The organism is Escherichia sp. MOD1-EC7011, assembly GCF_002965005.1.
GTDB classification, from domain to species: Bacteria; Pseudomonadota; Gammaproteobacteria; order Enterobacterales; family Enterobacteriaceae; genus Escherichia; species Escherichia ruysiae.
In genome coordinates this window covers 227848-253467 of record NZ_PTRD01000010.1, presented here as the reverse complement: position 1 = coordinate 253467, position 25620 = coordinate 227848, and the positions used below count along the sequence as shown (strand labels likewise).

The following is a 25620-nucleotide window of genomic DNA, read 5'->3' as shown; positions in this document are numbered from 1 at the left end:
TTTTTAACAAAAACTGAGACAAGTACGACTTTTTGCGGCTCCAGGTTACTTCCCGTAGGATTCTTGCTTTAATAGCGGGATTAATTTCCACATTTAAACAGGGATTGATCATGCAAAAACTCATTAACTCAGTGCAAAACTATGCCTGGGGCAGCAAAACGGCGTTGACTGAACTTTATGGTATGGAAAATCCGTCCAGCCAACCGATGGCCGAGCTGTGGATGGGGGCACATCCGAAAAGCAGTTCCCGTGTGCACAATGCTGCCGGAGATATCGTTTCACTGCGTGATGTGATTGAGAGTGACAAATCGACTCTGCTTGGAGAGGCCGTTGCCAAACGCTTTGGCGAACTGCCTTTCCTGTTCAAAGTATTATGCGCAGCCCAGCCGCTCTCCATTCAGGTTCATCCGAACAAACGCAATTCTGAAATCGGTTTTGCTAAAGAAAATGCCGCAGGTATTCCGATGGATGCCGCCGAGCGTAACTATAAAGATCCTAACCACAAGCCGGAGCTGGTTTTTGCCCTGACACCATTCCTCGCGATGAACGCGTTTCGTGAGTTCTCCGAGATTGTCTCCCTGCTCCAGCCTGTCGCGGGCGCGCATCCGGCGATTGCTCACTTTTTACAGCAGCCCAGTGCCGAACGTTTAAGCGACCTGTTCGCCAGCCTGTTGAATATGCAGGGTGAAGAAAAATCCCGCGCGCTGGCGATTTTAAAATCGGCCCTCGGCAGCCAGCAGGGTGAACCGTGGCAAACGATTCGTTTAATTTCTGAATTTTACCCGGATGACAGCGGTCTGTTCTCCCCGCTATTGCTGAATGTGGTGAAACTGAACCCTGGCGAAGCGATGTTCCTGTTCGCTGAAACACCGCACGCCTACCTGCAAGGCGTGGCGCTGGAAGTGATGGCGAACTCTGATAACGTGCTGCGTGCGGGTCTGACGCCAAAATATATTGATATTCCTGAGCTGGTTGCCAACGTGAAGTTCGAAGCCAAACCAGCTAACCAGTTGTTGACCCAGCCGGTGAAGCAAGGTGCAGAACTGGACTTCCCGATTCCAGTGGATGATTTTGCCTTCTCGCTGCATGATCTTAGTGATAAAGAAACCACTATCAGCCAGCAAAGTGCCGCCATTTTGTTCTGCGTTGAAGGTGAAGCAACTCTGTGTAAAGGTTCTCAGCTGTTACCGCTTAAACCGGGTGAATCAGCGTTTATTGCCGCCAACGAGTCACCGGTGACAGTGAAAGGCCACGGACGTTTAGCCCGTGTTTACAACAAGCTGTAAGAGCTTACTGAAAAAATTAACATCTCTTGCTAAGCTTATTAAAGGCTTATAACACTTCAGGCGGTCAGTCCGCCTGATTTCATTTTATGGATAATCACTATGAATAAATCGCTGGTAGCGGTAGGCGTCATTGTTGCGCTCGGCGTAGTCTGGACAGGCGGCGCATGGTACACAGGCAAGAAAATAGAAACCCATCTCGAGGACATGGTCGCGCAGGCGAATGCGCAACTTAAACTGACGGCTCCTGAATCCAACCTGGAAGTGAGTTATCAAAACTATCATCGCGGCGTGTTCAGCAGCCAGTTACAGCTGGTGGTGAAGCCCGTTGCCGGGAAAGAAAATCCGTGGATTAAAAGTGGTCAGAGCGTCATCTTCAACGAATCGGTTGATCATGGTCCCTTCCCCCTGGCCCAGCTTAAAAAACTGAACCTGATCCCGTCGATGGCGTCGATTCAAACCACGCTTGTCAACAACAATGTGAGCAAGCCACTGTTTGATATGGCAAAAGGAGAAACACCTTTTGAGATTAACTCCCGCATTGGTTACAGCGGTGATTCCAGCTCAGATATCTCTCTCAAGCCACTGAATTACGAACAAAAAGATGAAAAAGTCGCCTTTAGCGGCGGCGAGTTCCAGTTAAATGCTGACAGAGACGGCAAAGCTATCTCCCTTTCCGGGGAGGCACAAAGCGGCCGGGTGGATGCGGTTAACGAATACAACCAGAAAGTGCAGTTGACCTTTAATAATCTGAAAACCGACGGTTCCAGCACACTGGCAAGTTTTGGTGAGCGCGTGGGTAACCAAAAACTGTCACTGGAAAAAATGACCATTTCGGTAGAAGGCAAAGAACTGGCACTGCTGGAAGGCATGGAGATCAGCGGTAAATCAGACCTGGTCAATGACGGTAAAACGATCAATAGCCAACTGGATTACTCGCTAAACAGCCTGAAAGTACAGAATCAGGATCTGGGCAGCGGCAAGCTGACTTTAAAAGTTGGTCAGATTGATGGCGAAGCCTGGCACCAGTTTAGCCAGCAATATAACGCGCAAACCCAGGCTCTGCTGGCACAGCCAGAGATTGCCAACAATCCCGAACTTTATCAGGAGAAAGTGACGGAAGCCTTCTTTAGCGCCCTGCCGCTGATGTTGAAAGGCGATCCGGTGATAACTGTCGCTCCGTTAAGCTGGAAAAACAGTCAGGGTGAAAGTGCGCTGAATCTGTCGCTGTTCCTGAAAGATCCGGCAACGACTAAAGAAGCGCCGCAGACACTGGCTCAGGAAGTTGATCGCTCGGTTAAGTCTCTGGAGGCAAAACTAACCATTCCGGTCGATATGGCAACTGAGCTGATGACCCAGGTAGCGAAGCTGGAAGGTTATCAGGAAGATCAAGCGAAAAAACTGGCAAAACAGCAAGTTGAAGGCGCGTCAGCAATGGGTCAAATGTTTCGTCTGACCACCTTGCAGGACAATACCATCACCACCAGCCTGCAATATGCTAACGGTCAGATCACGTTAAACGGGCAGAAAATGCCACTGGAAGATTTTGTTGGGATGTTTGCGATGCCGGCATTAAACGTTCCGGCTGTACCCGCTATTCCGCAGCAGTAATTCACAGCCAAAACGCCGGAGATTTTTCTCTCCGGCGTTATTTCTTACTTCAACATAAAGTCATACTGAATACTCATTTTCACATCCCAGTAATTCAGGCGATCGCCCAGCGCACTGCCATCGCGCTTTTCCCGCCCTTTATCGGCAGCAAGAAAGAAATTCATCCCTTGTAACGGCCCTTCGCTGACCCGATAGTTCATACCACCTAAGATACCCGCGCCTTCAATCCGCACATCTCGTTTACTGGATTCATAGCCGCGAGTCACAATCGGTGCAAATGTCAGCGTAAATTGCGGAGTTACACGGTAGTTGACACCTAATTGCCAGGACTGCATTCCTTCACGGTTACGATCAAGACTTAATGAAAAGGGATAGCCAATGTCGGTATCCACCACGGCACCATTCATTGCATGGCGCAAATAACCACCACTGCCAAATACGCTTCCCCACGGCGCATTCCAGGTCAATTGTCCACTAACCAACGCCGTTTCATTGGGCTGGCTGGTATTACGACTTAAACCTTCGAGCTGCGCGTAAAATCCGAGCAACTCCCCTTTCAACGTATAATTCGGGTCGAGCGGTATGCTTTTCTCCAGAATACTTTGTATCTGATTGGAAACATCTTTCTGTACCGATGCCCCCAGAGAATAGCGACTGGTATTATCATGCCAACTGGCGGCTAAAAAAGAACGTGCGCGATGTTTATCGTATTTTCCCGTCTGGCTGTTATACACCCCTTCATCACGAATACCGGTTGTTGAATCAGTCCATAAAAATACTCGTGAACGCCACATTCCCCACAGATCAATATTTGGCGTTAAAGCCCAATAACCTAATGCTCCTTCAGAAACAGTCGGTAATGTACGTTGCGAACTGCCAGCCATTAACGGAATACGATAAGGTAAGCTACCATAACTATAATCCGTCCCGAAGCGACCTAATTTAAGCAGGCTATTTTCACTGGGTTTTATTTTTACTGCCCCCAGGGCAAAGCCAAAACTTTTATCACCATCAAGATACCACCGGGTACTCATATCAGCACGAGCACCTAATTTATAAACATAATACGCCCCGCCTTCAACGCCAATAATATTGGAATAATAACCACTATTGAAATCGAGCAATCCTCCCTGTACCCATGCGTAAATGTCTCTTCCCGCGCCAGCACTGGGCTTATCAGCCCTGCGCAATTCGTTTTTCAGTCTGATGCGTAGTCCCGCTTCATCGTCAGCCAGTTGCGCCGCGTAAGCAGAGGTAAGGCCAGAGGCAGCCGTCAGGCAAATAACGGCCATGGCCACTATTTTTCTCATAGTTGCACCTTTGATGTTCTGATTATTTTTATTGAATATTAATTAGTGATATCGCTGATTAATTGCTGCTGCACTTTTTTACGATTATCAATTTCAACCACGATTTCTTTGAATTTTTTATCCGTGAGCGGATAAAACCAGATAATGACGAATGCCAGTAGCATAAATCCGCAAGGTATTAAGGCTATTGATGTGCGGATGCCCATAATAACTTCCGGCGTTTGCGCCTGATTGGCGATATATCCGCTTAATCCCAAAATAAAGGCGGGAATTGAACCGCCTATTGCCTGGCCGCATTTGCGGGTAAATGAGAATAGCGAATAGGTAAGCCCTTCAATTCGCACGCCGGTCAGGTATTCACCGTATTCTACGGTATCAGCTTCCAGCGCCCACATCACGGTCATGGTAACGCCCTGACCAATTGAAGCGATGGCTAACGCGACCAACGCCACTGGCAGCGACCAGACGGAAACCCAGAAGAACAGCAAATAACCGCAGGTTCCCAGCAGAGCGCCAATCAGGAAAGTATTCTTTTTACCGATCCTGGCGACCATTCCTGGCACCAGCGGTGCCGACGCCACTGTACCGACCAGGTTTTGCACCAGTACCAGTACAGTAAACAGACCGGTGTCATTCAGCACATAGCGAACATAGAACAACGACGATGCGCTGACCGCGAAGGTCGAAATCAGCACACACAGTGCACCGATGCACAACATAAACAGCGGACGATTCCGTTTCAGCGTTTGCAGACTGATCTTCAAGGACGGCTGCGCCACGATACGTACCACATTCTCACGCGTCGATTTGAAGCAGATGAAGTAAAGCACCATACCGGCAATTGCCAGTACAATCGTCCAGAAATGGTACACCGACACCATCTCCTCCGGGCTGGAGTTTTTAATGCTCGGTCCTATCAGAAAAGCCAGACAGACAAATGTCAGCGAAGCGGCAATTCCTCGAGCCGCGCCCAGACGAGCGCGGGACTGCGGTTGTTGGGTCATCGCGGTAGCAAGTGAACCATAAGGAATATTCACCAGGCTGTAGCAAAGCCCGAGACCCATGTAGGTCAAATATGCATACACAACTTTGCTGCTATGACTCCAGTCGGTCGGCACCCAGAATACCAGCACGCTGAAGATCATTAACGGCGCAGTACCGAAGAGTAAAAACGGGCGGAATTTTCCCCAGCGGGTATTCACACTGTCCACCACTCGTCCGGCAAAGACGTCGGCGAAGGCATCGAATACCCGCACCAGTAACAGCATGGTGCCCGCCGCAGCGGCACCGACGCCAGCGACGTCGGTGTAGTAACTCAACAGGAAAGCGCCCCCATTGCGAAGGCGAAGTTATTGGCGACGTCACCGAGGCTGTAGCCGACGATGGTGCGCCAGGAGAGTTGTTGATTCATTGTTTGCCTCCCTGCTGCGGTTTTTCACCGAAGTTCATGCCAGTCCAGCGTTTTTGCAGCAAGAAAGCCGCCGACTTCGGTTTGCGGTCGCGGGTGAAGATCCCTTTCTTGTTACCGCCAACGCGCAAAATGCCCTGCGAGGTTGCAAAATCGGCGAAATTCCATACCTGTTCACCGACGACGGCGCTGACGCGATCAAAGACGCGGTGATACATATCCAGCCATGCACACTGATACTCTTCACTCCACATGTCGGTGTACATCGAGTGCAGACCGGCTAACGTATCCACGCCGTATTCGGTGATGATAATCGGCTGATGCAGTTTCTCCTGCCAGGCCAGAAGTTCTTTTTCCAGTACCTTCTCTGCCGTTTCCAAATCGCCGCTTTGTACATACCAACCGTAATAACGGTTAAGACACAGCACATCGAAGAGATCGCTGATGGTATCGGTGTGAGCGTCGCAGAACATCACATTGACGCAGGTGATCGGTCGCGTCGGGTCGAGTTTACGCGTTGCTTCCGCCAGTGGCGCGAAATATTCCCGTGCACCTTGCGGGCGGGTATCCGGTTCATTGGCAATGCTCCACATCACCACGCTAGGGTGGTTTTTGTCACGCGCAATCAGTTCTTTAATCGCCTGTAAGTGCGCCTGCTGGGTTTCCCCGTTGACCGCCTCTTCGCTGTAGAGTTCTTTCGGCTTGTTGCCCGCTTCGAAACCAATGCCTAAAGAGAGGTTAAAGCCGACAGCTGCAGTTTCATCAATCACCACAATGCCATGTTCGTCTGCCCAGTCGAGCATCTCTTCAGCGTAAGGGTAATGCGAGGTACGGTAAGAGTTGGCACCAATCCAGTCCATTAATGCGTGGTCGTGCACCATCAGCACGTTATCGAATCCTTTGCCGCGTAAATCAGCATCTTCATGGCGACCAAAACCAGTGAAGTAGAACGGTTTGTGGTTGATCAGGAACTGTTCGCCACTCACTGCCACTGACCGGATACCGACGCGCAGTGGATAGATGTCGCACTCTGTCTGGCTTTTAGCTGTGACGTACAGTTCATAGAGATAACCTTCACCCGGTTGCCAGAGGTGCGGATTCACCACTTGCAAGGTTCCGTTGTTGCCTTGTCCTGTTGCAACAACCTGTTGATCCGCATCACGCAGTTCAACGCTGACATCACCATTTGCCACCACCTGCCAGTCAATAGACGCGTGGTTACAGTCTTGCGCTACATGCGTCACCACGGTGATATCGTCTACCCAGGTGTTCGGCGTGGTGTAGAGCATTACGCTGCGATGGATCCCGGCGTAGTTAAAGAAATCATGGAAGTAAGACTGCTTTTTCTTACCGTTTTCGTCGGTAATCACCATTCCCGGCGGGATAGTCTGCCAGTTCAGTTCGTTGTTCACACAAACGGTGATACGTACACTTTTCCCGGCAATAACATATGGCGTGACATCGGCTTCAAACGGCGTATATCCCCCCTGATGCTCCATCACTTCCTGATTGTTTACCCACACTTTGCCGTAATGAGTGACCACATCGAAACGCAGCACGATACGCTGGCCCGCCCAACCTTTAGGTATAAAGACTTCGCGCTGATACCAGACGTTACCCACATAATTACGAATATCCGCATCGGCGAACTGATCGTTAAAACTGCCCGGCACAGCAATTGCCCGGCTCTCTTGTAATGCGCTTTCCCACCAACGCTGATCAATTCCACTGTTTTCGCGATCCAGACTGAATGCCCACAGGCCGTCGAGTTTTTTGATTTCACGGGTTGGGGTTTCTACAGGACGTAACATAAGGGACTCCTCATTAAGATAAAAATACTGGTCAACCTTTAATCTGATTAGTTAACCAATTTTGTGATGTACACAGTTATCTGTGAGAAACCCATGGAAGAGAAATGGAAATAAAAAGAACTGACACCGCGATCAAAAAACCAAAAACTGCAATACCCACAGCGTGATACGGATCGCATTAATCTTTAAAACAGCGTTGACAGAAGCCACAAAATAAGCAATCGAACGTTCATTCGAATGGGTTTTAAATGATAAATTCACGTGCCATATGGCTACTGTGTATGTGTTAACGGTGGTTTGGTGACGAAACGGAAAGAGTTTCTATGCAGGATTAAGCGGGCCAGTCTTCACCGACCCGCGAAAAGACAGAATCAGGATGCAGTTAAAATACCACCAATCATCGCGCGTAATCCCCGTGCGAATGACGCTTCACACGCCAGGTCTTCGGCTTCGATATCGGCCAGTACGCCATAGGTCAAATCCAGCAGTAAGCGAGAGGTCATTGCCGTGTTGATGTCAGGATTTATCTCACCTTTTTGCTGGGCATCGCGCATACGCTGGGCGATAAACTCCGTAATCGTCAGATGCTTATTCTTAAGCATGGCGGCGACCTGTGGATTGCGCATCCCTTCCGCCATAATCTCGACCACCAGCGCCCGCTGTCCAAAGGATTCATGAGTGAGAGAAACTATCGACTCGACCATATAGTCAACAAAATGAATCCCTTCGATAGGTTCGCGGAAGCGGATCACCGCTCTCTCCTGATCCTGAAGGATAATCGCCTGAATTAAGGCTTCTTTAGAAATGAAATGGTGATAGAGCGTTCCTGGGCTTATGCCGCAAGATTTACAGATGGCTTTCATCGAGGCACTGTGAAATCCATTTTCTGAAAAAATCTCTCTGGCAGCATTGAGGATCCGGGTCCGTGTCGGTTGTGCTTCAGTCTGCATGTTATCCATCGTTAAACCATTATAGTTAGCGTGAATAAGTAGTTTACTGCTTTGCCATGCAAGCGCCTAACATTGCAGGTCAAATGTGCGAAGCCCCCCGCATTCGAGTATTATTCACACGATAATTGGTCAACCAGCAATCAAAATATGGCAACCAGTAGCGAGATGGATGCACTTTTCTGATAACCCATCAGCATCAGAAAACAACGCTGAGTTGCGTTGTTTTCTGGTTTATTTGAATTAATTGAGTTCCTGTACCCCACCGCCAGAGACAGTGAGAATTTGTCCACTTATCCAGCCGGCTGCGGGTGAACACAAGAACAACGCCGCATTAGCAATATCTTGCGGTTGGCCCAGACGTCTGATTGGCGTGTGTTGCAACATTTTTTGTTCGATTTCTGGTGTAATAACGGATTTGAGGGCATCCGTTAATATTGCTCCCGGCGCAATACCATTCACCCGAATATTTTTCTCACCCAGGTCAAACGCCATATTCCTGACCAGATGACTGGCCGCAGCTTTAGATGACGCATACGAGGTCATGTTTTTATTTTTATTTTCTGCCGCCATGGAAGTGATAGTCAGAATAACGCCACCGCCATTTTTTTCCATTTCTGGCGCAATGAGTTGTGAAAGATGGAAAAAAGAAAAGACATTCAATTCATAAGCGCGGCGAAAATCCGCCATTGGCATATCAAATGGCTTAGGCCCACCGCCACCGGCGTTGTTAACCAGAATATCAACTTTACCCAGTTTACTGACGGCAAAGTCTGCCAGAGCGGATAATTCCTGTTCGGACGTAATATCACAGCGCCACGCAAATGCCTGGCCACCCAGTTGTTGAATTTCATCTACAACATGATTAGCTGCATCGGCGTTAATATCGCTGACAACTACAGATGCACCTGCTGTCGCGAATGTAATGGCGATTTCTTTACCAATACCTGCACCCGCACCGGTGATGATGGCACATTTTCCGTCGAGTCTCAGGTTGTCAGAATTAAACACATAAACCTCCTGTGAACTTCAGTAAAAATAAAAGGCACCGCCTGTGTGCCACATTTTTTATCATTAACCTTGAGGAAAGGACACTACCAGGTATAGCAGATAAAGAGAGGATTATTTCGCCGCAATGAGCCGGGCGGGGATAATAAGATTACGTGAATGCGTCTCTTCATGGGTGATTTTTTGCATCATGCGATCCGCAAGTGTTGTACCAAGTTCCCGCGCAGGTGTACTTGCCCAGGTAACGGGTATGTCATCAAGTGTGGTTTGCGTCGCATCGGTAAATGCCGCCAGCGAAACCTGTTGCTCAAAGTAACGATCGACTCCGCTCTCCCCGCTTTGCCGCCCTGCTTTCAGCAAACCAAACCATGCCCCCATCGCAATAGTTTCGTTATAGCAAACCACGGCGCTGATAGTCGGGTTACGGCGCAAAAGTGCTGTGATAGCTTCCGCAGCTTGTTTCTGGCTGGAAGTGCACTCCAGTACCCAATCGCTGTGAAACGGCAGGCCAAATTTTAATAATGTCGCGCAATATCCCCCCACCCGCTCCGCGCGGGTTAATGAGGAACTTTGCCCTCCCAACCAGGCGATACGCTGATGTCCATTGCGAATGAGATGCTCCGTCAATAACTGCGCAGCCTGCATGTTGTCCGGGCGAACAGTATCGACATCATCAAGATAACTGGCACGGGAAGCGAAAATCACCGGGATACCTTTTTCTTCTGCCATCCGCCGCAGGCCATCGCTGCTTCCCGCCGCACCGGCAATCACTACACCATCGACGCCCTGGTTGAGCAACAGTGAGAACCGCTGTGCCAACTGCTCGCCGTCTTTACCGCCGTGAAGCAAAAAAACCATCCGCCCCTGCGCCTCCAGAGCTTCCGTCAATCCGGCCGTTAATTCAGCGTAAAATGACGTAGATAAATCACGGACGATCAAACCAATGACGCCGCTTTGCCCGCCGCGCAGTGCCGACGCCTGGCGATTGCGCACAAATCCCAGCTCTTCAATCGCTGCGTTAACCCGTTCCCCCGTAGCGGTAGATATTCGTCCTTTTCCGCTAAGTACCAGCGAAACGGTACTGACCGATACTCCCGCAGCCAGCGCAACATCATGAATGGTGATTTTTTTGGCGGTAGCCATACAGATGACCTACTCCCTGATTTTGTGACAGATAAAACGTTTTACCTTTAATTTATCTTATACCCGCTATTATCGTCGCGTAATGTGATTTATGCCTCACTAAAGTTTGATAAAACGTTTTATCTTCTCGCGCAATTTATTGAATCCAGACTGTTCTTAACAAGGAGTCGTTTTATGACGGCGAAAGCAGCACCGAAAGTCACGCTGTGGGAATTTTTCCAGCAGTTAGGCAAAACCTTTATGTTACCCGTCGCATTACTGTCGTTCTGCGGAATTATGTTAGGGATTGGTAGTTCCCTTAGTAGCCATGATGTCATCACCCTCATCCCGGCATTGGGTAACCCCGTGTTGCAGGCTATCTTTACCTGGATGAGTAAAATTGGCTCGTTCGCTTTTAGCTTTCTGCCGGTGATGTTCTGTATTGCGCTCCCGCTAGGACTGGCGCGAGAGAACAAAGGCGTAGCGGCGTTCGCTGGTTTCGTGGGTTATGCGGTAATGAACCTGGCGGTTAACTTCTGGTTGACCAATAAAGGCATTCTGCCAACCACCGATGCAGCCGTTCTGAAAGCCAATAACATCCAGAGCATTCTTGGGATCCAGTCGATCGACACCGGGATCCTCGGTGCGGTGATCGCCGGTATTATCGTCTGGATGCTGCATGAGCGTTTTCATAATATCCGCCTGCCGGATGCGCTGGCATTCTTCGGCGGTACGCGCTTCGTGCCAATTATCTCCTCGCTGGTGATGGGGCTTGTCGGTCTGGTGATTCCGTTAGTCTGGCCGATTTTTGCCATGGGTATTAGCGGCTTAGGTCATATGATCAACAGCGCGGGTGATTTCGGACCTATGCTGTTTGGTACGGGTGAACGTCTGCTATTGCCGTTTGGTCTGCATCACATTCTGGTGGCATTAATTCGCTTTACTGACGCGGGCGGCACGCAGGAAGTCTGTGGACAAACCGTCAGCGGCGCACTCACCATCTTCCAGGCGCAATTAAGCTGCCCGACCACTCACGGTTTCTCTGAAAGCGCCACGCGTTTCCTCTCCCAGGGTAAAATGCCTGCGTTCCTCGGCGGTCTGCCAGGTGCTGCATTAGCCATGTATCACTGTGCTCGCCCGGAAAACCGTCATAAAATTAAAGGTCTACTGATTTCTGGCCTGATCGCCTGTGTTGTTGGCGGCACCACCGAACCGCTGGAGTTCTTGTTCCTGTTCGTAGCGCCAGTTCTCTACGTCATCCACGCGCTGTTAACCGGCCTCGGCTTCACCGTCATGTCTGTGCTCGGCGTCACCATCGGTAATACCGATGGCAATATCATCGATTTTGTGGTGTTCGGTATTTTGCATGGCCTGTCGACTAAGTGGTACATGGTGCCAGTGGTGGCGGCAATCTGGTTTGTCGTTTACTACGTCATCTTCCGTTTCGCTATCACCCGCTTCAATCTGAAAACACCGGGTCGCGACAGTGAAATCGCCAGCTCAATCGAAAAAGCCGTTACCGGTGCGCCGGGTAAATCGGGTTACAACGTTCCGGCAATCCTCGAAGCCTTAGGCGGTGCCGACAATATTGTCAGCCTGGATAACTGCATTACCCGTCTGCGTTTGTCAGTGAAAGATATGTCGCTTGTTAATGTACAGGCGCTAAAGGACAATCGGGCAATTGGCGTAGTACAACTTAATCAACATAACCTGCAGGTTGTTATCGGGCCGCAAGTTCAGTCAGTAAAAGACGAAATGGCTGGTCTGATGCGTACTGTTCAGGCATAAGGATAAAATATGTTCGATTTTTCAAAGGTCGTGGATCGTCATGGGACATGGTGTACACAGTGGGACTATGTCGCTGACCGTTTCGGCACTGCTGACCTGTTACCGTTCACGATTTCAGACATGGATTTTGCCACCGCCCCCTGCATTATCGAGGCGCTTAATCAACGTCTGATGCACGGTGTATTTGGCTACAGCCGCTGGAAAAACGATGAGTTTCTCGCGGCTATTGCCCACTGGTTCTCCACCCAGCATAACACCGCCATTGATACGCAGTCGGTGATTTATGGTCCTTCTGTTATCTATATGGTGTCGGAATTGATTCGCCAGTGGTCTGCTGTCGGTGAAGGTGTAGTGATCCATACCCCAGCTTACGACGCATTTTACAAAGCCATCGAAGGTAATCAGCGCACCGTGATGCCCGTTGCTTTAGAGAAACGAGCAGACGGCTGGTTTTGCGATATGACCAAACTGGAAGCGGTGTTGGCAAAACCGGAGTGTAAAATTATGCTCCTGTGTAGCCCGCAGAACCCCACCGGTAAGGTCTGGAGTTGTGACGAACTGGAGATAATGGCAGACCTGTGCGAGCGGCATGATGTGCGCGTTATCTCCGATGAAATCCATATGGATATGGTATGGGGCGAGCAACCGCATATTCCCTGGAGCAACGTGGCGCGCGGAAACTGGGCGCTGCTGACCTCTGGCTCAAAAAGCTTCAACATACCCGCTCTGACCGGAGCCTACGGCATCATTGAAAATAGCGATAGTCGCGAGACGTATTTATCGGCACTGAAAGGTCGTGATGGATTGTCCTCACCAGCCGTACTGGCGCTTACCGCCCATATTGCCGCCTATCAACAAGGCGCGCCGTGGCTGGATGCCTTACGTGTCTATCTGCAAGACAATCTGACATATATCGCAAATACGATGAATGCAGCGTTCCCGGAACTCAACTGGCAGATCCCACAATCCACTTATCTGGCCTGGCTTGATCTACGTCCGTTGAATATCGACGACAACGCATTGCAAAAAGCCCTGATTGAGCAAGAAAAAGTAGCGATCATGCCGGGATATACCTACGGTGAAGAGGGTCGTGGCTTTGTTCGTCTCAATGCCGGATGCCCGCGTTCAAAACTGGAAAAAGGTATTGCCGGTTTGATTAACGCCATCCGAACTGTACGCTGATTACGATTGCGCAACGTAAATAATCGTTGCGCAATCGTAGATTTTTACCCGGTTTTGTTTTTATAATGGTGCGCACTTTTATATACAGAAAAAGAGTGCGACCATGATTGATACCACCCTGCCATTAACCGATATCCATCGCCACCTTGATGGCAACATTCGTCCCCAGACCATTCTTGAACTTGGCCGCCAGTATAATATCTCGCTTCCTGCACAGTCCCTGGACACGTTGATCCCTCACGTTCAGGTCATCGCCAACGAACCCGATCTGGTTAGCTTTCTGACCAAACTTGACTGGGGCGTTAAAGTTCTTGCCACGCTCGACGCCTGCCGTCGCGTGGCGTTTGAAAATATAGAAGATGCTGCCCGTAATGGCCTGCACTATGTTGAACTGCGTTTTTCGCCGGGTTATATGGCGATGGCGCATCAGTTGCCTGTCGCAGGCGTCGTTGAAGCAGTCATTGATGGCGTACGTGAAGGTTGCCGCACCTTTGGCGTGCAGGCGAAACTTATCGGTATTATGAGCCGAACCTTTGGCGAAGCCGCCTGTCAGCAAGAGCTGGAAGCATTTTTAGCTCATCGCGATCAGATTACCGCACTGGATTTAGCCGGTGATGAGCTTGGTTTCCCGGGGAGTCTGTTCCTTTCTCACTTCAATCGCGCGCGTGATGCAGGCTGGCATATTACTGTCCATGCGGGCGAAGCCGCCGGGCCAGAAAGCATCTGGCAGGCTATTCGTGAACTGGGGGCGCAGCGTATTGGACATGGCGTAAAAGCCATTGAAGATCGGGCGCTGATGGATTTCCTCGCTGAACAGCAAATTGGTATTGAATCTTGTCTGACCTCAAATATTCAGACCAGCACCGTAGCGTCTCTGGCGGCACATCCGCTGAAAACGTTCCTTGAGCATGGTATTTGTGCCAGCATTAACACTGACGATCCAGGCGTACAGGGCGTGGATATCATTCACGAATATACCGTTGCCGCGCCGGCTGCTGGGTTATCCCGCGAGCAAATCCGCCAGGCGCAGATTAATGGTCTGGAAATGGCTTTCCTCAGTGCAGAGGAAAAACGCGCACTGAAAGAAAAAGTAGCGGGGAAATAAGAACATGCCTGATAAGACGCGTAAGCGTCGTATCAGGCATTAAACTCATCAAGAATGTCTACATTATTTACGCCAGACACAGCGTCGCGCGATGTTTGGCGGATTCAATGCCCAGCTCAATCAGCTCCATCACCTGGATTGCCTGACTTGCCGGAACCGGATTTTCTCCATCGCCATTCAACGCATCTCGAATAGCAGCATAGTAAGCCGGATAATTTCCCGGCACCGTCAGCAGTGTTTCTTCGACACGTTCTTCACCTTCAACGCGGGTAAGTACGCCGTCACGCATATCGTAGCCCCAATCCTCTTGTGGCAGACGCTCGCCATTTTTCAAGCGTTCTTCCTGTGGATCGAGGCCATATTTAATATAGCTGCCGCGAGAGCCATGAACGATATAACGCGCCGACTCTGCCGCCGCCAGCATAGTGCCGTGTAAAATAACCCGCCGTTGTGGATAGGACAAAATGGCGTGGAAATAATCGGTCGACTGCGCTCCTGGACGTAACTGTGCTAAATCCACGGTCATGCTGACAGGTAAGCCAAACAACGTAATGGCCTGATCGAGCAGATGCGGTGCCAGATCGTACCAGATACCGCTGCCAGGACCGCCCTGTTCACGCCAGCGATCGCGTACCTGCGGACGGAAACGATCAAAATGTGACTCAAAGTAAGCAACCTCACCCAGCACACCTTCCGCAAGTAATCCTTTCAGCGTCAGAAAATCACTGTCCCAGCGACGGTTATGAAACACGGACAACACGCGTCCAAGGCTTTTTGCCAGCGCATCCAGTTCTCGCGCTTGTGACAGTGTCACGGTAAAGGGCTTATCAACGACTACGTGTTTACCCGCTTCCAGCGCCGCTTTCGCTAACGGAAAATGAGTATCGTTGGGCGTAGGAATGACAATCAGGTCAATATTGGGATCATTAAAGAGATGCTTCGGTTCAGAGACAACCGTAACCGTTGGCCAGTCGGCCTTTACTTTTGTTTCGTCACTGCTGGAGATAACTGCCAGCTCCAGCCCGGGCGTGCCCGCAATCAGGGGCGCATGGAAGGTTTTACTCGCATAACCGTACCCAATCAACCCAACACGGATGTTGTCGCTCATGTCATTGCCTCTCATTGAAGTATGATTGCTATTTGACACTATCCTTTACCCTCTCTCAACAGTTTAATAACCTGCCAGCAATAAGGGATGTTATTTAACTTAAGTCAAAAAATAGCTAATTTTCCGAAGGAAAAAGATAAATATCGCAAAAACATCAGTAAAAATCTTGCTGGAGCAATTATTGCTAAGTAACATTTACGGCCTTAGTTAATGGATCAATCAACATAGATGTGGGCAGTAATGAATCGTCTTATTGAATTAACAGGTTGGATCGTTCTTGTTGTTTCAGTCATTCTTCTTGGCGTGGCGAGTCACATTGACAACTACCAGCCGCCAGAACAGAGTACCCAGGTGCAACACAAGTAATCTCTGCGTTTGCAAGACAACATGCAGCCATTCGGGTGCATGTTTTAACTTGACAGGTATTTAAACCAGGAATTTATTATCTTGCTCGATGGAGTTGACGATTGTCAGGAATAGTAAAGCGCGTTACTCTTTTATTAGCAGTATTTTATCCCTGAATATTTGCCATCAGCACATTCTTATTATTGTTATTGCAAAAGCGTTCACCGCTGGTGAAATTTTATCATAACATATAATGCCTACCACTTTGGTATTAGTTATTTTATGGATCTTTTATGACTGCTCAGGAATACTTATTAAAGTTTCGTAAAATCAATTCTCTCGAAAGTCTGGAAAAACTCTACGACCACCTTAATTACACCCTGACGGACGATCAGGATATTATCAATATGTATCGCGCAGCCGATCACCGCCGTGCTGAACTGGTCTCTGGCGGTCGATTGTTTGACCTTGGCCAGGTTCCAAAGTCAGTCTGGCACTATGTTCAATAAAGAAAGTAGCGATTGGTTATAAAAGCCTTATAATAACGCCCCTAAAATTAGATTTGCCTGTTTGCTGTCGCTATTCTGGAGAACGTATGATCACCACAACGCCACAACGTATTGGAGGCTGGTTGCTTGGGCCGTTGGCCTGGCTGTTAGTCGCCCTATTGAGTACGACGCTGGCGTTGTTGCTGTACTGTGCAGCGTTATCCTCTCCTCAAACATTTAAAACGCTCGGCGAACAAACACTGACGACGCAAATCTTATGGGGCGTTTCGTTTATTACCGCTATTGCCATGTGGTATTACACCTTGTGGTTAACTATCGCGTTCTTTAAACGCCGGCGTTGTGTTCCTAAACACTATATTATCTGGTTACTGATTTCCGTATTACTGGCGGTTAAAGCCTTTGCGTTTTCGCCAGTTGAAGATGGTGTCGCCGTTCGCCAGTTGCTGTTTACTTTGCTGGGAACCGCATTGATCGTCCCCTATTTCAAACGCTCGTCACGGGTGAAAGCGACGTTTGTGAATCCGTAATAACCTTACAGTTAACCTGTTGTCGCCTGCTCTGGATTAACGGATAATAGGCGGCTTTTTTATTTCAGGCCGAAAAATGACTGACTACCTGTTACTGTTTGTCGGAACTGTACTGGTCAATAACTTTGTACTGGTCAAGTTTCTGGGGCTTTGCCCGTTTATGGGCGTTTCCAAAAAGCTGGAAACCGCAATGGGCATGGGGCTGGCAACAACATTTGTGATGACGCTGGCGTCTATTTGCGCCTGGCTTATCGACACGTGGATTTTGATCCCGCTCAATCTGATTTACCTGCGCACCCTGGCCTTTATTCTGGTGATTGCTGTGGTCGTGCAGTTCACCGAGATGGTGGTACGTAAAACCAGCCCGGTGCTTTACCGACTGCTGGGGATTTTTCTACCGCTTATCACCACCAACTGTGCGGTGCTCGGCGTGGCATTGCTGAATATCAATCTCGGACACAATTTCTTGCAGTCGGCACTGTACGGTTTTTCTGCTGCTGTCGGCTTCTCGCTGGTGATGGTGCTTTTCGCCGCCATTCGCGAACGCCTTGCTGTGGCTAATGTCCCGGCACCTTTTCGCGGTAATGCCATTGCTCTCATTACCGCAGGTCTTATGTCTCTGGCCTTTATGGGCTTTAGTGGTTTGGTGAAGTTGTAATGAATGCTATCTGGATTGCCGTTGCCGCCGTGAGCCTGCTGGGTCTGGCGTTTGGCGCCATTCTGGGTTATGCCTCCCGCCGTTTTGCGGTGGAAGACGATCCGGTCGTTGAGAAAATTGACGAAATCTTACCGCAGAGCCAGTGTGGGCAGTGCGGTTATCCTGGCTGTCGCCCCTATGCCGAAGCCATCAGCTGTAATGGTGAAAAAATCAACCGCTGCGCCCCTGGCGGCGAAGCTGTAATGCTAAAAATTGCCGAACTGCTTAATGTCGAGCCGCAGCCGCTGGATGGCGATGCGCAAGAGTTGACGCCTGCGCGGATGGTGGCGGTTATTGATGAAAATAACTGTATTGGCTGCACCAAGTGCATTCAGGCGTGTCCGGTAGACGCCATCGTTGGCGCTACCCGTGCCATGCATACGGTAATGAGTGATCTCTGTACGGGCTGCAATTTATGCGTTGACCCGTGCCCGACGCACTGCATCTCGTTGCAACCGGTCGCAGAAACGCCTGACTCCTGGAAATGGGATCTGAACACCATTCCCGTGCGCATTATTCCCGTGGAACACCATGCTTAAGTTATTCTCTGCATTCAAAAAAAATAAAATCTGGGATTTCAACGGCGGCATCCATCCACCGGAGATGAAAACCCAGTCCAACGGTACTCCCCTGCGCCAGGTTCCGCTGGCGCAGCGTTTTGTCATTCCACTGAAACAGCATATTGGCGCTGAAGGTGAGCTGTGCGTTAGCGTCGGCGATAAAGTATTGCGCGGCCAGCCGCTTACCCGTGGTCGCGGCAAAATGCTGCCAGTTCACGCGCCAACGTCTGGCATTGTTACGGCTATTGCGCCCCATTCTACGGCTCATCCTTCAGCCTTAGCTGAATTAAGCGTGATTATTGATGCCGATGGTGAAGATTGCTGGTTCCCTCGTGACGGCTGGATCGATTACCGCTCACGCAGTCGGGAAGAATTAATTGAACGCATTCATCAGTTTGGCGTCGCCGGGCTGGGTGGTGCGGGCTTCCCGACAGGCGTTAAATTGCAGGGCGGCGGCGATAAAATCGAAACCTTGATTATTAATGCAGCCGAGTGCGAACCGTATATTACCGCCGATGACCGTCTGATGCAGGATTGCGCAGCTCAGGTGGTGGAAGGCATTCGCATTCTTGCGCATATCTTACAGCCGCGCGAAATTCTTATCGGTATTGAAGATAACAAACCGCAGGCGATTTCCATGCTTCGCGCGGTGCTGGCGGATTCCCACGATATTTCTCTGCGGGTGATTCCAACCAAATATCCTTCCGGCGGCGCCAAACAGTTAACGTACATCCTGACCGGGAAACAAGTGCCGCACGGCGGTCGCTCGTCGGATATCGGCGTGTTAATGCAAAACGTTGGCACGGCTTACGCAGTAAAACGCGCAGTAATCGATGGTGAACCGATTACCGAGCGCGTGGTGACGCTGACCGGAGAAGCGATTGCACGTCCAGGCAACGTCTGGGCGCGTCTGGGTACGCCGGTGCGTCATTTATTGAACGATGCCGGATTCTGCCCTTCTGCCGATCAAATGGTGATAATGGGCGGCCCACTGATGGGCTTTACCTTACCGTGGCTGGATGTACCGGTAGTTAAAATCACCAACTGCCTGTTAGCTCCGTCCGCCAGTGAACTGGGCGAACCGCAGGAAGAACAAAGCTGCATCCGCTGTAGCGCCTGTGCCGATGCCTGCCCTGCGGATCTTTTGCCGCAGCAGTTGTACTGGTTCAGCAAAGGTCAACAGCACGACAAAGCCACCACGCATAACATTGCCGACTGCATTGAATGCGGTGCCTGCGCGTGGGTTTGCCCGAGTAATATTCCCCTGGTGCAATATTTCCGTCAGGAAAAAGCCGAGATTGCCGCCATTCGTCAGGAAGAGAAACGCGCCGCAGAAGCTAAAGCGCGTTTTGAAGCTCGTCAGGCACGCCTGGAACGCGAAAAAGCGGCGCGTCTTGAACGACATAAGAGCGCAGCAGTCCAACCGGCAGCCAAAGACAAAGATGCGATTGCTGCCGCACTGGCACGTGTGAAAGAAAAACAAGCTCAGGCCACGCAACCGATTGTGATTAAAGCGGGTGAACGCCCGGATAACAGCGCGATTATTGCGGCACGGGAAGCCCGTAAAGCACAAGCCAGAGCAAAACAGGCAGAATTGCAGCAAACTAACGACACCGCAACCGTTGCTGATCCACGTAAAGCGGCAGTAGAAGCCGCAATTGCTCGAGCTAAAGCACGCAAGCTGGAACAACAACCTGCTAACGAATCGCCGCAGGAACAGGTTGACCCGCGCAAAGCCGCTGTCGAAGCTGCTATCGCCCGCGCCAAAGCACGCAAGCTGGAGCAGCAGCAGACAAACGCAGAACCAGAAGAACAGGTTGACCCGCGCAAAGCCGCTGTCGAAGCTGCTATCGCCCGTGCCAAAGCACGCAAACTGGAACAGCAGCAGGCAAACTCAGAACCAGAAGAACAGGTTGACCCGCGCAAAGCCGCCGTCGAAGCCGCTATTGCCCGCGCCAAAGCACGCAAGCTGGAGCAGCAGCAGGCTAACGCAGAACCAGAAGAACAGGTTGACCCGCGCAAAGCGGCAGTTGCTGCGGCTATCGCCCGCGTTCAGGCCAAAAAAGCCGCTCAGCAAAAGGTTGTAAACGAGGACTAAATGGTATTCAGAATAGCTAGCTCCCCTTATACCCATAACCAGCGCCAGACATCGCGCATTATGTTGCTGGTACTGATCGCAGCCGTGCCCGGAATCGCTGCGCAACTTTGGTTTTTTGGCTGGGGTACTCTCGTTCAGATCCTCCTGGCGTCGGTCAGTGCACTTTTAGCCGAAGCTCTTGTGCTGAAACTGCGCAAACAGCCTGTTTCCACAACCTTAAAAGATAATTCGGCGCTTTTAACAGGGCTGTTACTCGCCGTAAGTATTCCGCCCCTCGCACCATGGTGGATGGTCGTGCTGGGTACGGTGTTTGCGGTGATCATCGCTAAACAGTTGTACGGCGGTCTGGGGCAAAACCCTTTTAACCCGGCGATGATTGGCTATGTGGTCTTACTGATCTCCTTCCCGGTGCAGATGACCAGCTGGCTGCCACCGCATGAAATTGCGGTCAACATCCCTGGCTTCATCGACGCCATACAGGTTATCTTCAGCGGTCATACTGCCAGCGGCGGTGATATGAACACGCTACGCTTAGGTATTGATGGCATTAGCCAGGCAACGCCACTGGATACGTTCAAAACTTCTGTCCGCGCCGGTCATTCGGTTGAGCAGATTATGCAGTATCCGATCTACAGCGGTATTCTGGCGGGTGCTGGTTGGCAATGGGTAAACCTCACCTGGCTGATTGGCGGCGTGTGGTTGCTATGGCAGAAAGCGATTCGCTGGCATATTCCGGTCAGCTTCTTAGTAACGCTGGCGTTATGCGCAACGTTGGGCTGGTTGTTCTCACCAGAAACACTGGCATCACCGCAAATTCACCTGCTGTCTGGCGCGACCATGCTCGGCGCATTCTTTATTCTGACCGATCCGGTGACCGCTTCTACGACCAATCGTGGTCGTCTGATTTTCGGTGCACTGGCGGGCTTATTAGTCTGGTTGATCCGCAGTTTCGGCGGCTATCCTGACGGCGTGGCTTTTGCTGTCTTGCTGGCGAACATCACGGTTCCTCTGATCGATTACTACACGCGTCCGCGTGTCTACGGCCATCGCAAAGGATAAACCATGCTGAAAACTATCCGAAAACACGGTATTACACTGGCGCTGTTTGCTGCGGGTTCAACAGGTTTAACGGCGGCCATCAACCAGATGACCAAAACGACGATTGCTGAACAGGCCAGCCTGCAACAAAAGGCGTTATTTGATCAGGTGTTGCCAGCCGAACGCTATAACAATGCGCTGGCGCAGAGTTGCTACCTGGTGACGGCACCAGAGTTAGGTAAAGGTGAGCATCGGGTTTACATCGCTAAACAGGATGACAAGCCGGTAGCCGCCGTTCTGGAAGCGACCGCGCCGGATGGCTATTCCGGTGCGATTCAGCTACTGGTCGGAGCCGACTTTAACGGCACGGTACTTGGCACTCGCGTGACAGAACATCACGAAACGCCAGGGCTTGGCGATAAAATCGAACTGCGCCTTTCAGACTGGATCACCCATTTTGCGGGTAAAAAAATCAGCGGTGCTGACGACGCGCACTGGGCGGTGAAGAAAGATGGCGGTGATTTTGACCAGTTTACTGGGGCGACCATTACGCCTCGCGCGGTGGTGAATGCGGTAAAACGCGCCGGATTGTACGCTCAGACGTTACCGGCACAACTTTCTCAACTTCCTGCCTGTGGAGAATAAACCGTGAGCGAAATTAAAGATGTTATTGTTCAGGGGTTATGGAAGAACAACTCCGCACTGGTTCAGTTGCTTGGCCTCTGCCCACTGCTGGCGGTCACGTCCACTGCCACCAACGCTCTGGGTTTAGGGCTTGCGACGACACTGGTGCTGACGCTTACCAACCTGACTATCTCGACGCTGCGTCACTGGACGCCAGCTGAGATCCGTATCCCCATTTACGTCATGATCATCGCCTCGGTGGTCAGCGCCGTACAGATGCTGATCAACGCCTACGCCTTCGGCCTGTATCAATCGTTAGGGATTTTTATTCCACTGATTGTCACTAACTGTATCGTTGTGGGTCGCGCTGAAGCCTTCGCCGCCAAAAAAGGTCCGGCGCTTTCGGCTCTTGATGGTTTTTCGATAGGCATGGGCGCAACCTGCGCAATGTTCGTGCTGGGTTCACTACGCGAAATCATCGGCAACGGAACGTTGTTTGACGGTGCCGATGCGCTGTTGGGTAACTGGGCAAAAGTATTGCGGGTGGAGATCTTCCACACTGATTCCCCTTTCCTGCTGGCAATGTTACCACCAGGCGCATTTATTGGTCTGGGACTGATGCTGGCTGTGAAATATCTGATTGATGAAAAAATGAAAAAGCGCCGCGCTGAAGCAATCGCCGAACGCGGCTTGCCGAACGGTGAAACAGGGAATGTCTGATGAACAAAGCAAAACGCCTGGAGATCCTCACACGTCTGCGTGAGAACAATCCTCACCCCACAACCGAGCTTAATTTCAGTTCGCCTTTTGAATTGCTGATTGCCGTACTGCTTTCCGCTCAGGCCACCGATGTCAGCGTTAATAAGGCGACGGCGAAGCTCTACCCGGTGGCTAATACGCCTGCGGCAATGCTCGAACTGGGTGTTGACGGCGTAAAAACGTATATCAAAACTATTGGGTTATATAACAGCAAAGCGGAAAATATCATTAAGACCTGCCGTATCTTACTGGAACAGCATAATGGCGAAGTTCCGGAAGATCGCGCGGCGCTGGAGGCCTTACCCGGCGTTGGACGTAAAACAGCTAACGTGGTGTTAAATACCGCTTTCGGTTGGCCGACCATCGCTGTAGATACCCACATTTTCCGGGTCTGCAACCGCACCCAATTTGCGCCAGGAAAAAATGTCGAGCAGGTTGAGGAAAAATTGCTGAAAGTGGTTCCGGCAGAATTTAAAGTCGATTGCCACCACTGGTTAATTCTTCACGGGCGTTATACCTGCATTGCCCGCAAGCCGCGCTGTGGCTCCTGCATTATTGAAGATCTTTGTGAATACAAAGAGAAAGTTGACATCTGACACAAATAGATGGTGTCGTCTACCCATCCATTACCTTTCCTTATCTTCTTCAAAAACATCCCTCTAACGTTAATGATGCCGCCTCGCTGCGGCATCATCAGGCAATCCGTTTGTGAATAACCAAAAATGCAGGTTAATTGTTTTTTTAATAGCGAAATTTTCTATCTATTCGTGATCAAGATCACACTGATACTAAAATGTAAAAACAATGCATTTTAAAAGTTAAATTTGACAAAGCATTGATTCAATCCGTCCTGAAACCTACAAAACATTACACTGGCTATTTTTCAGATAATGGACTATCCCACTACATAAAACACCTTATAGCAGAACATATCGCCAAACTGGAATTATTACACTGTCTCAGTAGTGAAAAAATCTGCCTTTACGTTTTTTGAAAAATTTAACGCTGGATAACATTTCCCGGAGCCGATGAATTCTCCACGTCAGTTATATGTAACAGATTATTACAAAGGACTTGTCTGAAAGTGCAAGATAGTGAACATTACCTGCCGTTTCCCCTCCCACTATAACAATTGCGCGTATGTTTTTTAGACATCACGCGAGAAAGCACCCCCGTTAATATGGGATGTAAAAAAAGAGGTAAAAGTGTCCACTGCAAACCAAAAACCAACAGAAAGCGTCAGTTTGAACGCTTTCAAACAACCGAAGGCGTTCTATCTCATCTTCTCGATTGAGTTATGGGAACGTTTTGGTTATTACGGCCTACAAGGAATTATGGCTGTCTACCTGGTTAAACAACTGGGTATGTCTGAAGCGGATTCAATCACCCTTTTCTCTTCCTTTAGCGCCCTGGTTTATGGTCTGGTCGCTATCGGCGGCTGGTTAGGTGACAAGGTACTGGGTACTAAACGCGTTATTATGCTTGGTGCTATTGTACTGGCCATTGGTTATGCGCTGGTTGCATGGTCTGGTCACGACGCCGGTATCGTCTATATGGGTATGGCGGCTATTGCCGTAGGTAACGGCCTGTTTAAAGCCAACCCGTCTTCGCTGCTCTCTACTTGCTATGAGAAAAACGACCCGCGTCTGGACGGTGCATTTACCATGTACTACATGTCCGTCAACATCGGTTCTTTCTTCTCTATGATTGCAACCCCATGGCTGGCTGCCAAATATGGCTGGAGCGTCGCGTTCGCCCTTAGCGTAGTAGGTCTGTTAATCACTATCGTTAACTTCGCCTTCTGCCAACGCTGGGTTAAGCAGTACGGCTCAAAACCTGACTTTGAACCAGTCAACTACCGTAACCTGCTGCTGACCATTATTGGTGTTGTAGCCCTGATCGCAGTTGCAACCTGGCTGCTGCACAACCAGGAAGTAGCACGTATGGCGCTGGGCGTTGTTGCCCTGGGTATCGTGGTTATCTTCGGTAAAGAAGCGTTCGCCATGAAAGGTGCTGCGCGTCGTAAAATGATCGTCGCCTTCATCCTGATGCTTGAAGCAATCATCTTCTTCGTGCTGTACAGCCAGATGCCGACGTCGCTGAACTTCTTTGCGATTCGTAACGTTGAACACACTATTCTTGGTCTGGCCGTCGAGCCAGAGCAGTATCAGGCGCTGAACCCATTCTGGATCATCATTGGTAGCCCGATTCTGGCCGCTATCTATAACAAGATGGGCGATACCCTGCCGATGCCGACCAAGTTTGCAATCGGTATGGTGATGTGTTCTGGTGCGTTCCTGATCCTGCCGCTGGGTGCGAAATTCGCGTCTGACGCCGGTATCGTTTCTGTAAGCTGGCTGGTAGCTAGCTACGGCCTGCAGAGTATCGGTGAACTGATGATCTCTGGTCTGGGTCTGGCGATGGTTGCACAGCTCGTTCCGCAGCGTCTGATGGGCTTCATTATGGGTAGCTGGTTCCTGACCACTGCCGGTGCAAACCTGATTGGTGGTTATGTTGCGGGTATGATGGCTGTTCCGGATAACGTAACCGATCCGCTGATGTCGCTGGAAGTGTATGGTCGCGTGTTCTTGCAGATTGGTGTCGCCACTGCCGTTATTGCTGTGCTGATGCTGCTGACCGCGCCGAAACTGCATCGCATGACCCAGGACGATGCTGCAGACAAAGCGGCGAAAGCTGCCGTAGCGTAAATTTCAGGGAAACTCTTTTACAAGCCGCTAACTTTTCGTTAGCGGCTTTTTTTTTGTTCAGCAACGCACTAC

Annotated in this window: 22 protein-coding genes and 1 pseudogene; 16 read left to right on the top strand and 7 right to left on the bottom strand. The window is 50.2% G+C overall.

What is annotated here, in order from left to right; translation table 11 throughout:
• Window positions 1–110 precede the first annotated feature (110 nt).
• Both manA and A7098_RS05185 read left to right on the top strand, forming a co-directional pair.
• On the top strand, window positions 111–1286 hold the full coding sequence (gene manA / locus A7098_RS05190; protein WP_105280443.1) for a mannose-6-phosphate isomerase: 1176 nt from the start codon (window positions 111–113) through the stop codon (window positions 1284–1286).
• Between the two features lie 99 nt (window positions 1287–1385).
• Window positions 1386–2894 carry a YdgA family protein gene (locus A7098_RS05185; RefSeq protein WP_001043388.1) on the top strand — a complete coding sequence of 503 codons (1509 nt, stop codon included), beginning with the start codon at window positions 1386–1388 and terminating at the stop codon, window positions 2892–2894.
• Window positions 2895–2938: 44 nt separating this feature from the next.
• On the opposite strand, the gene uidC is transcribed toward A7098_RS05185, so the two are convergent.
• The 6 genes and pseudogenes from uidC to malI form a co-directional block, all read right to left on the bottom strand.
• A complete protein-coding gene (gene uidC, locus A7098_RS05180; protein ID WP_085460700.1) occupies window positions 2939–4204 on the bottom strand; it encodes a glucuronide uptake porin UidC in 1266 nt (421 codons plus the stop codon).
• Between the two features lie 38 nt (window positions 4205–4242).
• Window positions 4243–5615: pseudogene (gene uidB / locus A7098_RS05175) on the bottom strand (glucuronide transporter).
• A complete protein-coding gene (gene uidA, locus A7098_RS05170) occupies window positions 5612–7423 on the bottom strand; it encodes a beta-glucuronidase (RefSeq protein ID WP_105280441.1) in 1812 nt (603 codons plus the stop codon). The pseudogene uidB and the gene uidA overlap by 4 nt, the downstream one beginning before the upstream one ends.
• A gap of 371 nt (window positions 7424–7794) precedes the next feature.
• Window positions 7795–8382 (bottom strand): DNA-binding transcriptional regulator UidR, encoded by a 588-nt coding sequence (gene uidR / locus A7098_RS05165; protein ID WP_105280440.1) that lies wholly within the window; start codon window positions 8380–8382, stop codon window positions 7795–7797.
• 231 nt (window positions 8383–8613) lie between these two features.
• The gene (gene hdhA / locus A7098_RS05160) at window positions 8614–9381 is read right to left on the bottom strand and encodes a 7-alpha-hydroxysteroid dehydrogenase (RefSeq protein ID WP_105280439.1); all 768 of its coding nucleotides are present in this window, start codon (window positions 9379–9381) and stop codon (window positions 8614–8616) included.
• Between the two features lie 111 nt (window positions 9382–9492).
• On the bottom strand, window positions 9493–10521 hold the full coding sequence (gene malI, locus A7098_RS05155; RefSeq protein WP_000179525.1) for a mal regulon transcriptional regulator MalI: 1029 nt from the start codon (window positions 10519–10521) through the stop codon (window positions 9493–9495).
• A gap of 174 nt (window positions 10522–10695) precedes the next feature.
• Here malI and malX point away from each other — a divergent pair, with 174 nt between their 5' ends.
• The 3 genes from malX to add all read left to right on the top strand — a co-directional run bounded on the left by malX (window position 10696) and on the right by add (window position 14575).
• Window positions 10696–12288, top strand: a complete 1593-nt coding sequence (gene malX / locus A7098_RS05150; RefSeq protein ID WP_105280438.1) for a PTS maltose transporter subunit IICB — start codon at window positions 10696–10698, stop codon at window positions 12286–12288.
• Between the two features lie 9 nt (window positions 12289–12297).
• Entirely contained in the window at window positions 12298–13470 is a 1173-nt protein-coding gene (gene malY, locus A7098_RS05145) for a bifunctional maltose regulon transcriptional repressor/cystathionine beta-lyase MalY (protein ID WP_105280437.1), read from the top strand.
• A 103-nt stretch (window positions 13471–13573) separates the two neighbouring features.
• Window positions 13574–14575, top strand: a complete 1002-nt coding sequence (gene add / locus A7098_RS05140; protein ID WP_000567476.1) for an adenosine deaminase — start codon at window positions 13574–13576, stop codon at window positions 14573–14575.
• Window positions 14576–14642: 67 nt separating this feature from the next.
• Here the strand turns inward: add and A7098_RS05135 are convergent, their stop codons facing one another.
• A complete protein-coding gene (locus A7098_RS05135) occupies window positions 14643–15683 on the bottom strand; it encodes an oxidoreductase (RefSeq protein WP_001282509.1) in 1041 nt (346 codons plus the stop codon).
• Window positions 15684–15923: 240 nt separating this feature from the next.
• On the opposite strand from A7098_RS05135, the gene blr reads away from it, so the two are divergent.
• From blr to dtpA, 11 genes are all read left to right on the top strand, one after another.
• Window positions 15924–16049 (top strand): division septum protein Blr, encoded by a 126-nt coding sequence (gene blr, locus A7098_RS05130; RefSeq protein WP_032155957.1) that lies wholly within the window; start codon window positions 15924–15926, stop codon window positions 16047–16049.
• A gap of 272 nt (window positions 16050–16321) precedes the next feature.
• Window positions 16322–16537: a transcription modulator YdgT gene (gene ydgT / locus A7098_RS05120; protein ID WP_000126621.1), complete on the top strand. Its 216-nt coding sequence runs from the start codon at window positions 16322–16324 to the stop codon at window positions 16535–16537.
• A gap of 86 nt (window positions 16538–16623) precedes the next feature.
• Window positions 16624–17064, top strand: a complete 441-nt coding sequence (locus tag A7098_RS05115) for a DUF2569 domain-containing protein (protein WP_105280436.1) — start codon at window positions 16624–16626, stop codon at window positions 17062–17064.
• A gap of 76 nt (window positions 17065–17140) precedes the next feature.
• Window positions 17141–17722: an electron transport complex subunit RsxA gene (gene rsxA, locus A7098_RS05110; protein ID WP_000133195.1), complete on the top strand. Its 582-nt coding sequence runs from the start codon at window positions 17141–17143 to the stop codon at window positions 17720–17722.
• Complete coding sequence (rsxB, locus tag A7098_RS05105; protein ID WP_000991799.1) at window positions 17722–18300, top strand: electron transport complex subunit RsxB; 579 nt, start codon at window positions 17722–17724, stop codon at window positions 18298–18300. The genes rsxA and rsxB overlap by 1 nt, the downstream gene beginning before the upstream one ends.
• Window positions 18293–20419, top strand: a complete 2127-nt coding sequence (rsxC, locus tag A7098_RS05100) for an electron transport complex subunit RsxC (protein ID WP_105280435.1) — start codon at window positions 18293–18295, stop codon at window positions 20417–20419. The genes rsxB and rsxC overlap by 8 nt, the downstream gene beginning before the upstream one ends.
• Window positions 20420–21478 carry an electron transport complex subunit RsxD gene (rsxD, locus tag A7098_RS05095; protein WP_032225245.1) on the top strand — a complete coding sequence of 353 codons (1059 nt, stop codon included), beginning with the start codon at window positions 20420–20422 and terminating at the stop codon, window positions 21476–21478.
• Between the two features lie 3 nt (window positions 21479–21481).
• Window positions 21482–22102 (top strand): electron transport complex subunit RsxG, encoded by a 621-nt coding sequence (gene rsxG / locus A7098_RS05090; RefSeq protein WP_000920784.1) that lies wholly within the window; start codon window positions 21482–21484, stop codon window positions 22100–22102.
• Window positions 22103–22105: 3 nt separating this feature from the next.
• A complete protein-coding gene (gene rsxE, locus A7098_RS05085) occupies window positions 22106–22801 on the top strand; it encodes an electron transport complex subunit RsxE (RefSeq protein WP_001289640.1) in 696 nt (231 codons plus the stop codon).
• A complete protein-coding gene (gene nth / locus A7098_RS05080) occupies window positions 22801–23436 on the top strand; it encodes an endonuclease III (protein ID WP_001030332.1) in 636 nt (211 codons plus the stop codon). Before rsxE ends, nth begins: the two co-directional genes overlap by 1 nt.
• 609 nt (window positions 23437–24045) lie before the next feature.
• Entirely contained in the window at window positions 24046–25548 is a 1503-nt protein-coding gene (gene dtpA, locus A7098_RS05070) for a dipeptide/tripeptide permease DtpA (protein WP_000100947.1), read from the top strand.
• The last annotated feature ends 72 nt before the right edge of the window (window positions 25549–25620 follow it).

Excerpts from the sequence above, each read along its gene's own strand:
- manA (WP_105280443.1), top strand. The coding sequence starts at position 111 with ATGCAAAAACTCATTAACTCAGTGCAAAACTATGCCTGGGGCAGCAAA.
- A7098_RS05185 (WP_001043388.1), top strand. The coding sequence starts at position 1,386 with ATGAATAAATCGCTGGTAGCGGTAGGCGTCATTGTTGCGCTCGGCGTA.
- uidC (WP_085460700.1), bottom strand. The coding sequence starts at position 4,204 with ATGAGAAAAATAGTGGCCATGGCCGTTATTTGCCTGACGGCTGCCTCT.
- uidA (WP_105280441.1), bottom strand. The coding sequence starts at position 7,423 with ATGTTACGTCCTGTAGAAACCCCAACCCGTGAAATCAAAAAACTCGAC.
- uidR (WP_105280440.1), bottom strand. The coding sequence starts at position 8,382 with ATGGATAACATGCAGACTGAAGCACAACCGACACGGACCCGGATCCTC.
- malI (WP_000179525.1), bottom strand. The coding sequence starts at position 10,521 with ATGGCTACCGCCAAAAAAATCACCATTCATGATGTTGCGCTGGCTGCG.
- malX (WP_105280438.1), top strand. The coding sequence starts at position 10,696 with ATGACGGCGAAAGCAGCACCGAAAGTCACGCTGTGGGAATTTTTCCAG.
- malY (WP_105280437.1), top strand. The coding sequence starts at position 12,298 with ATGTTCGATTTTTCAAAGGTCGTGGATCGTCATGGGACATGGTGTACA.
- add (WP_000567476.1), top strand. The coding sequence starts at position 13,574 with ATGATTGATACCACCCTGCCATTAACCGATATCCATCGCCACCTTGAT.
- A7098_RS05135 (WP_001282509.1), bottom strand. The coding sequence starts at position 15,683 with ATGAGCGACAACATCCGTGTTGGGTTGATTGGGTACGGTTATGCGAGT.
- blr (WP_032155957.1), top strand. The coding sequence starts at position 15,924 with ATGAATCGTCTTATTGAATTAACAGGTTGGATCGTTCTTGTTGTTTCA.
- ydgT (WP_000126621.1), top strand. The coding sequence starts at position 16,322 with ATGACTGCTCAGGAATACTTATTAAAGTTTCGTAAAATCAATTCTCTC.
- A7098_RS05115 (WP_105280436.1), top strand. The coding sequence starts at position 16,624 with ATGATCACCACAACGCCACAACGTATTGGAGGCTGGTTGCTTGGGCCG.
- rsxA (WP_000133195.1), top strand. The coding sequence starts at position 17,141 with ATGACTGACTACCTGTTACTGTTTGTCGGAACTGTACTGGTCAATAAC.
- rsxB (WP_000991799.1), top strand. The coding sequence starts at position 17,722 with ATGAATGCTATCTGGATTGCCGTTGCCGCCGTGAGCCTGCTGGGTCTG.
- rsxC (WP_105280435.1), top strand. The coding sequence starts at position 18,293 with ATGCTTAAGTTATTCTCTGCATTCAAAAAAAATAAAATCTGGGATTTC.
- rsxD (WP_032225245.1), top strand. The coding sequence starts at position 20,420 with ATGGTATTCAGAATAGCTAGCTCCCCTTATACCCATAACCAGCGCCAG.
- rsxG (WP_000920784.1), top strand. The coding sequence starts at position 21,482 with ATGCTGAAAACTATCCGAAAACACGGTATTACACTGGCGCTGTTTGCT.
- nth (WP_001030332.1), top strand. The coding sequence starts at position 22,801 with ATGAACAAAGCAAAACGCCTGGAGATCCTCACACGTCTGCGTGAGAAC.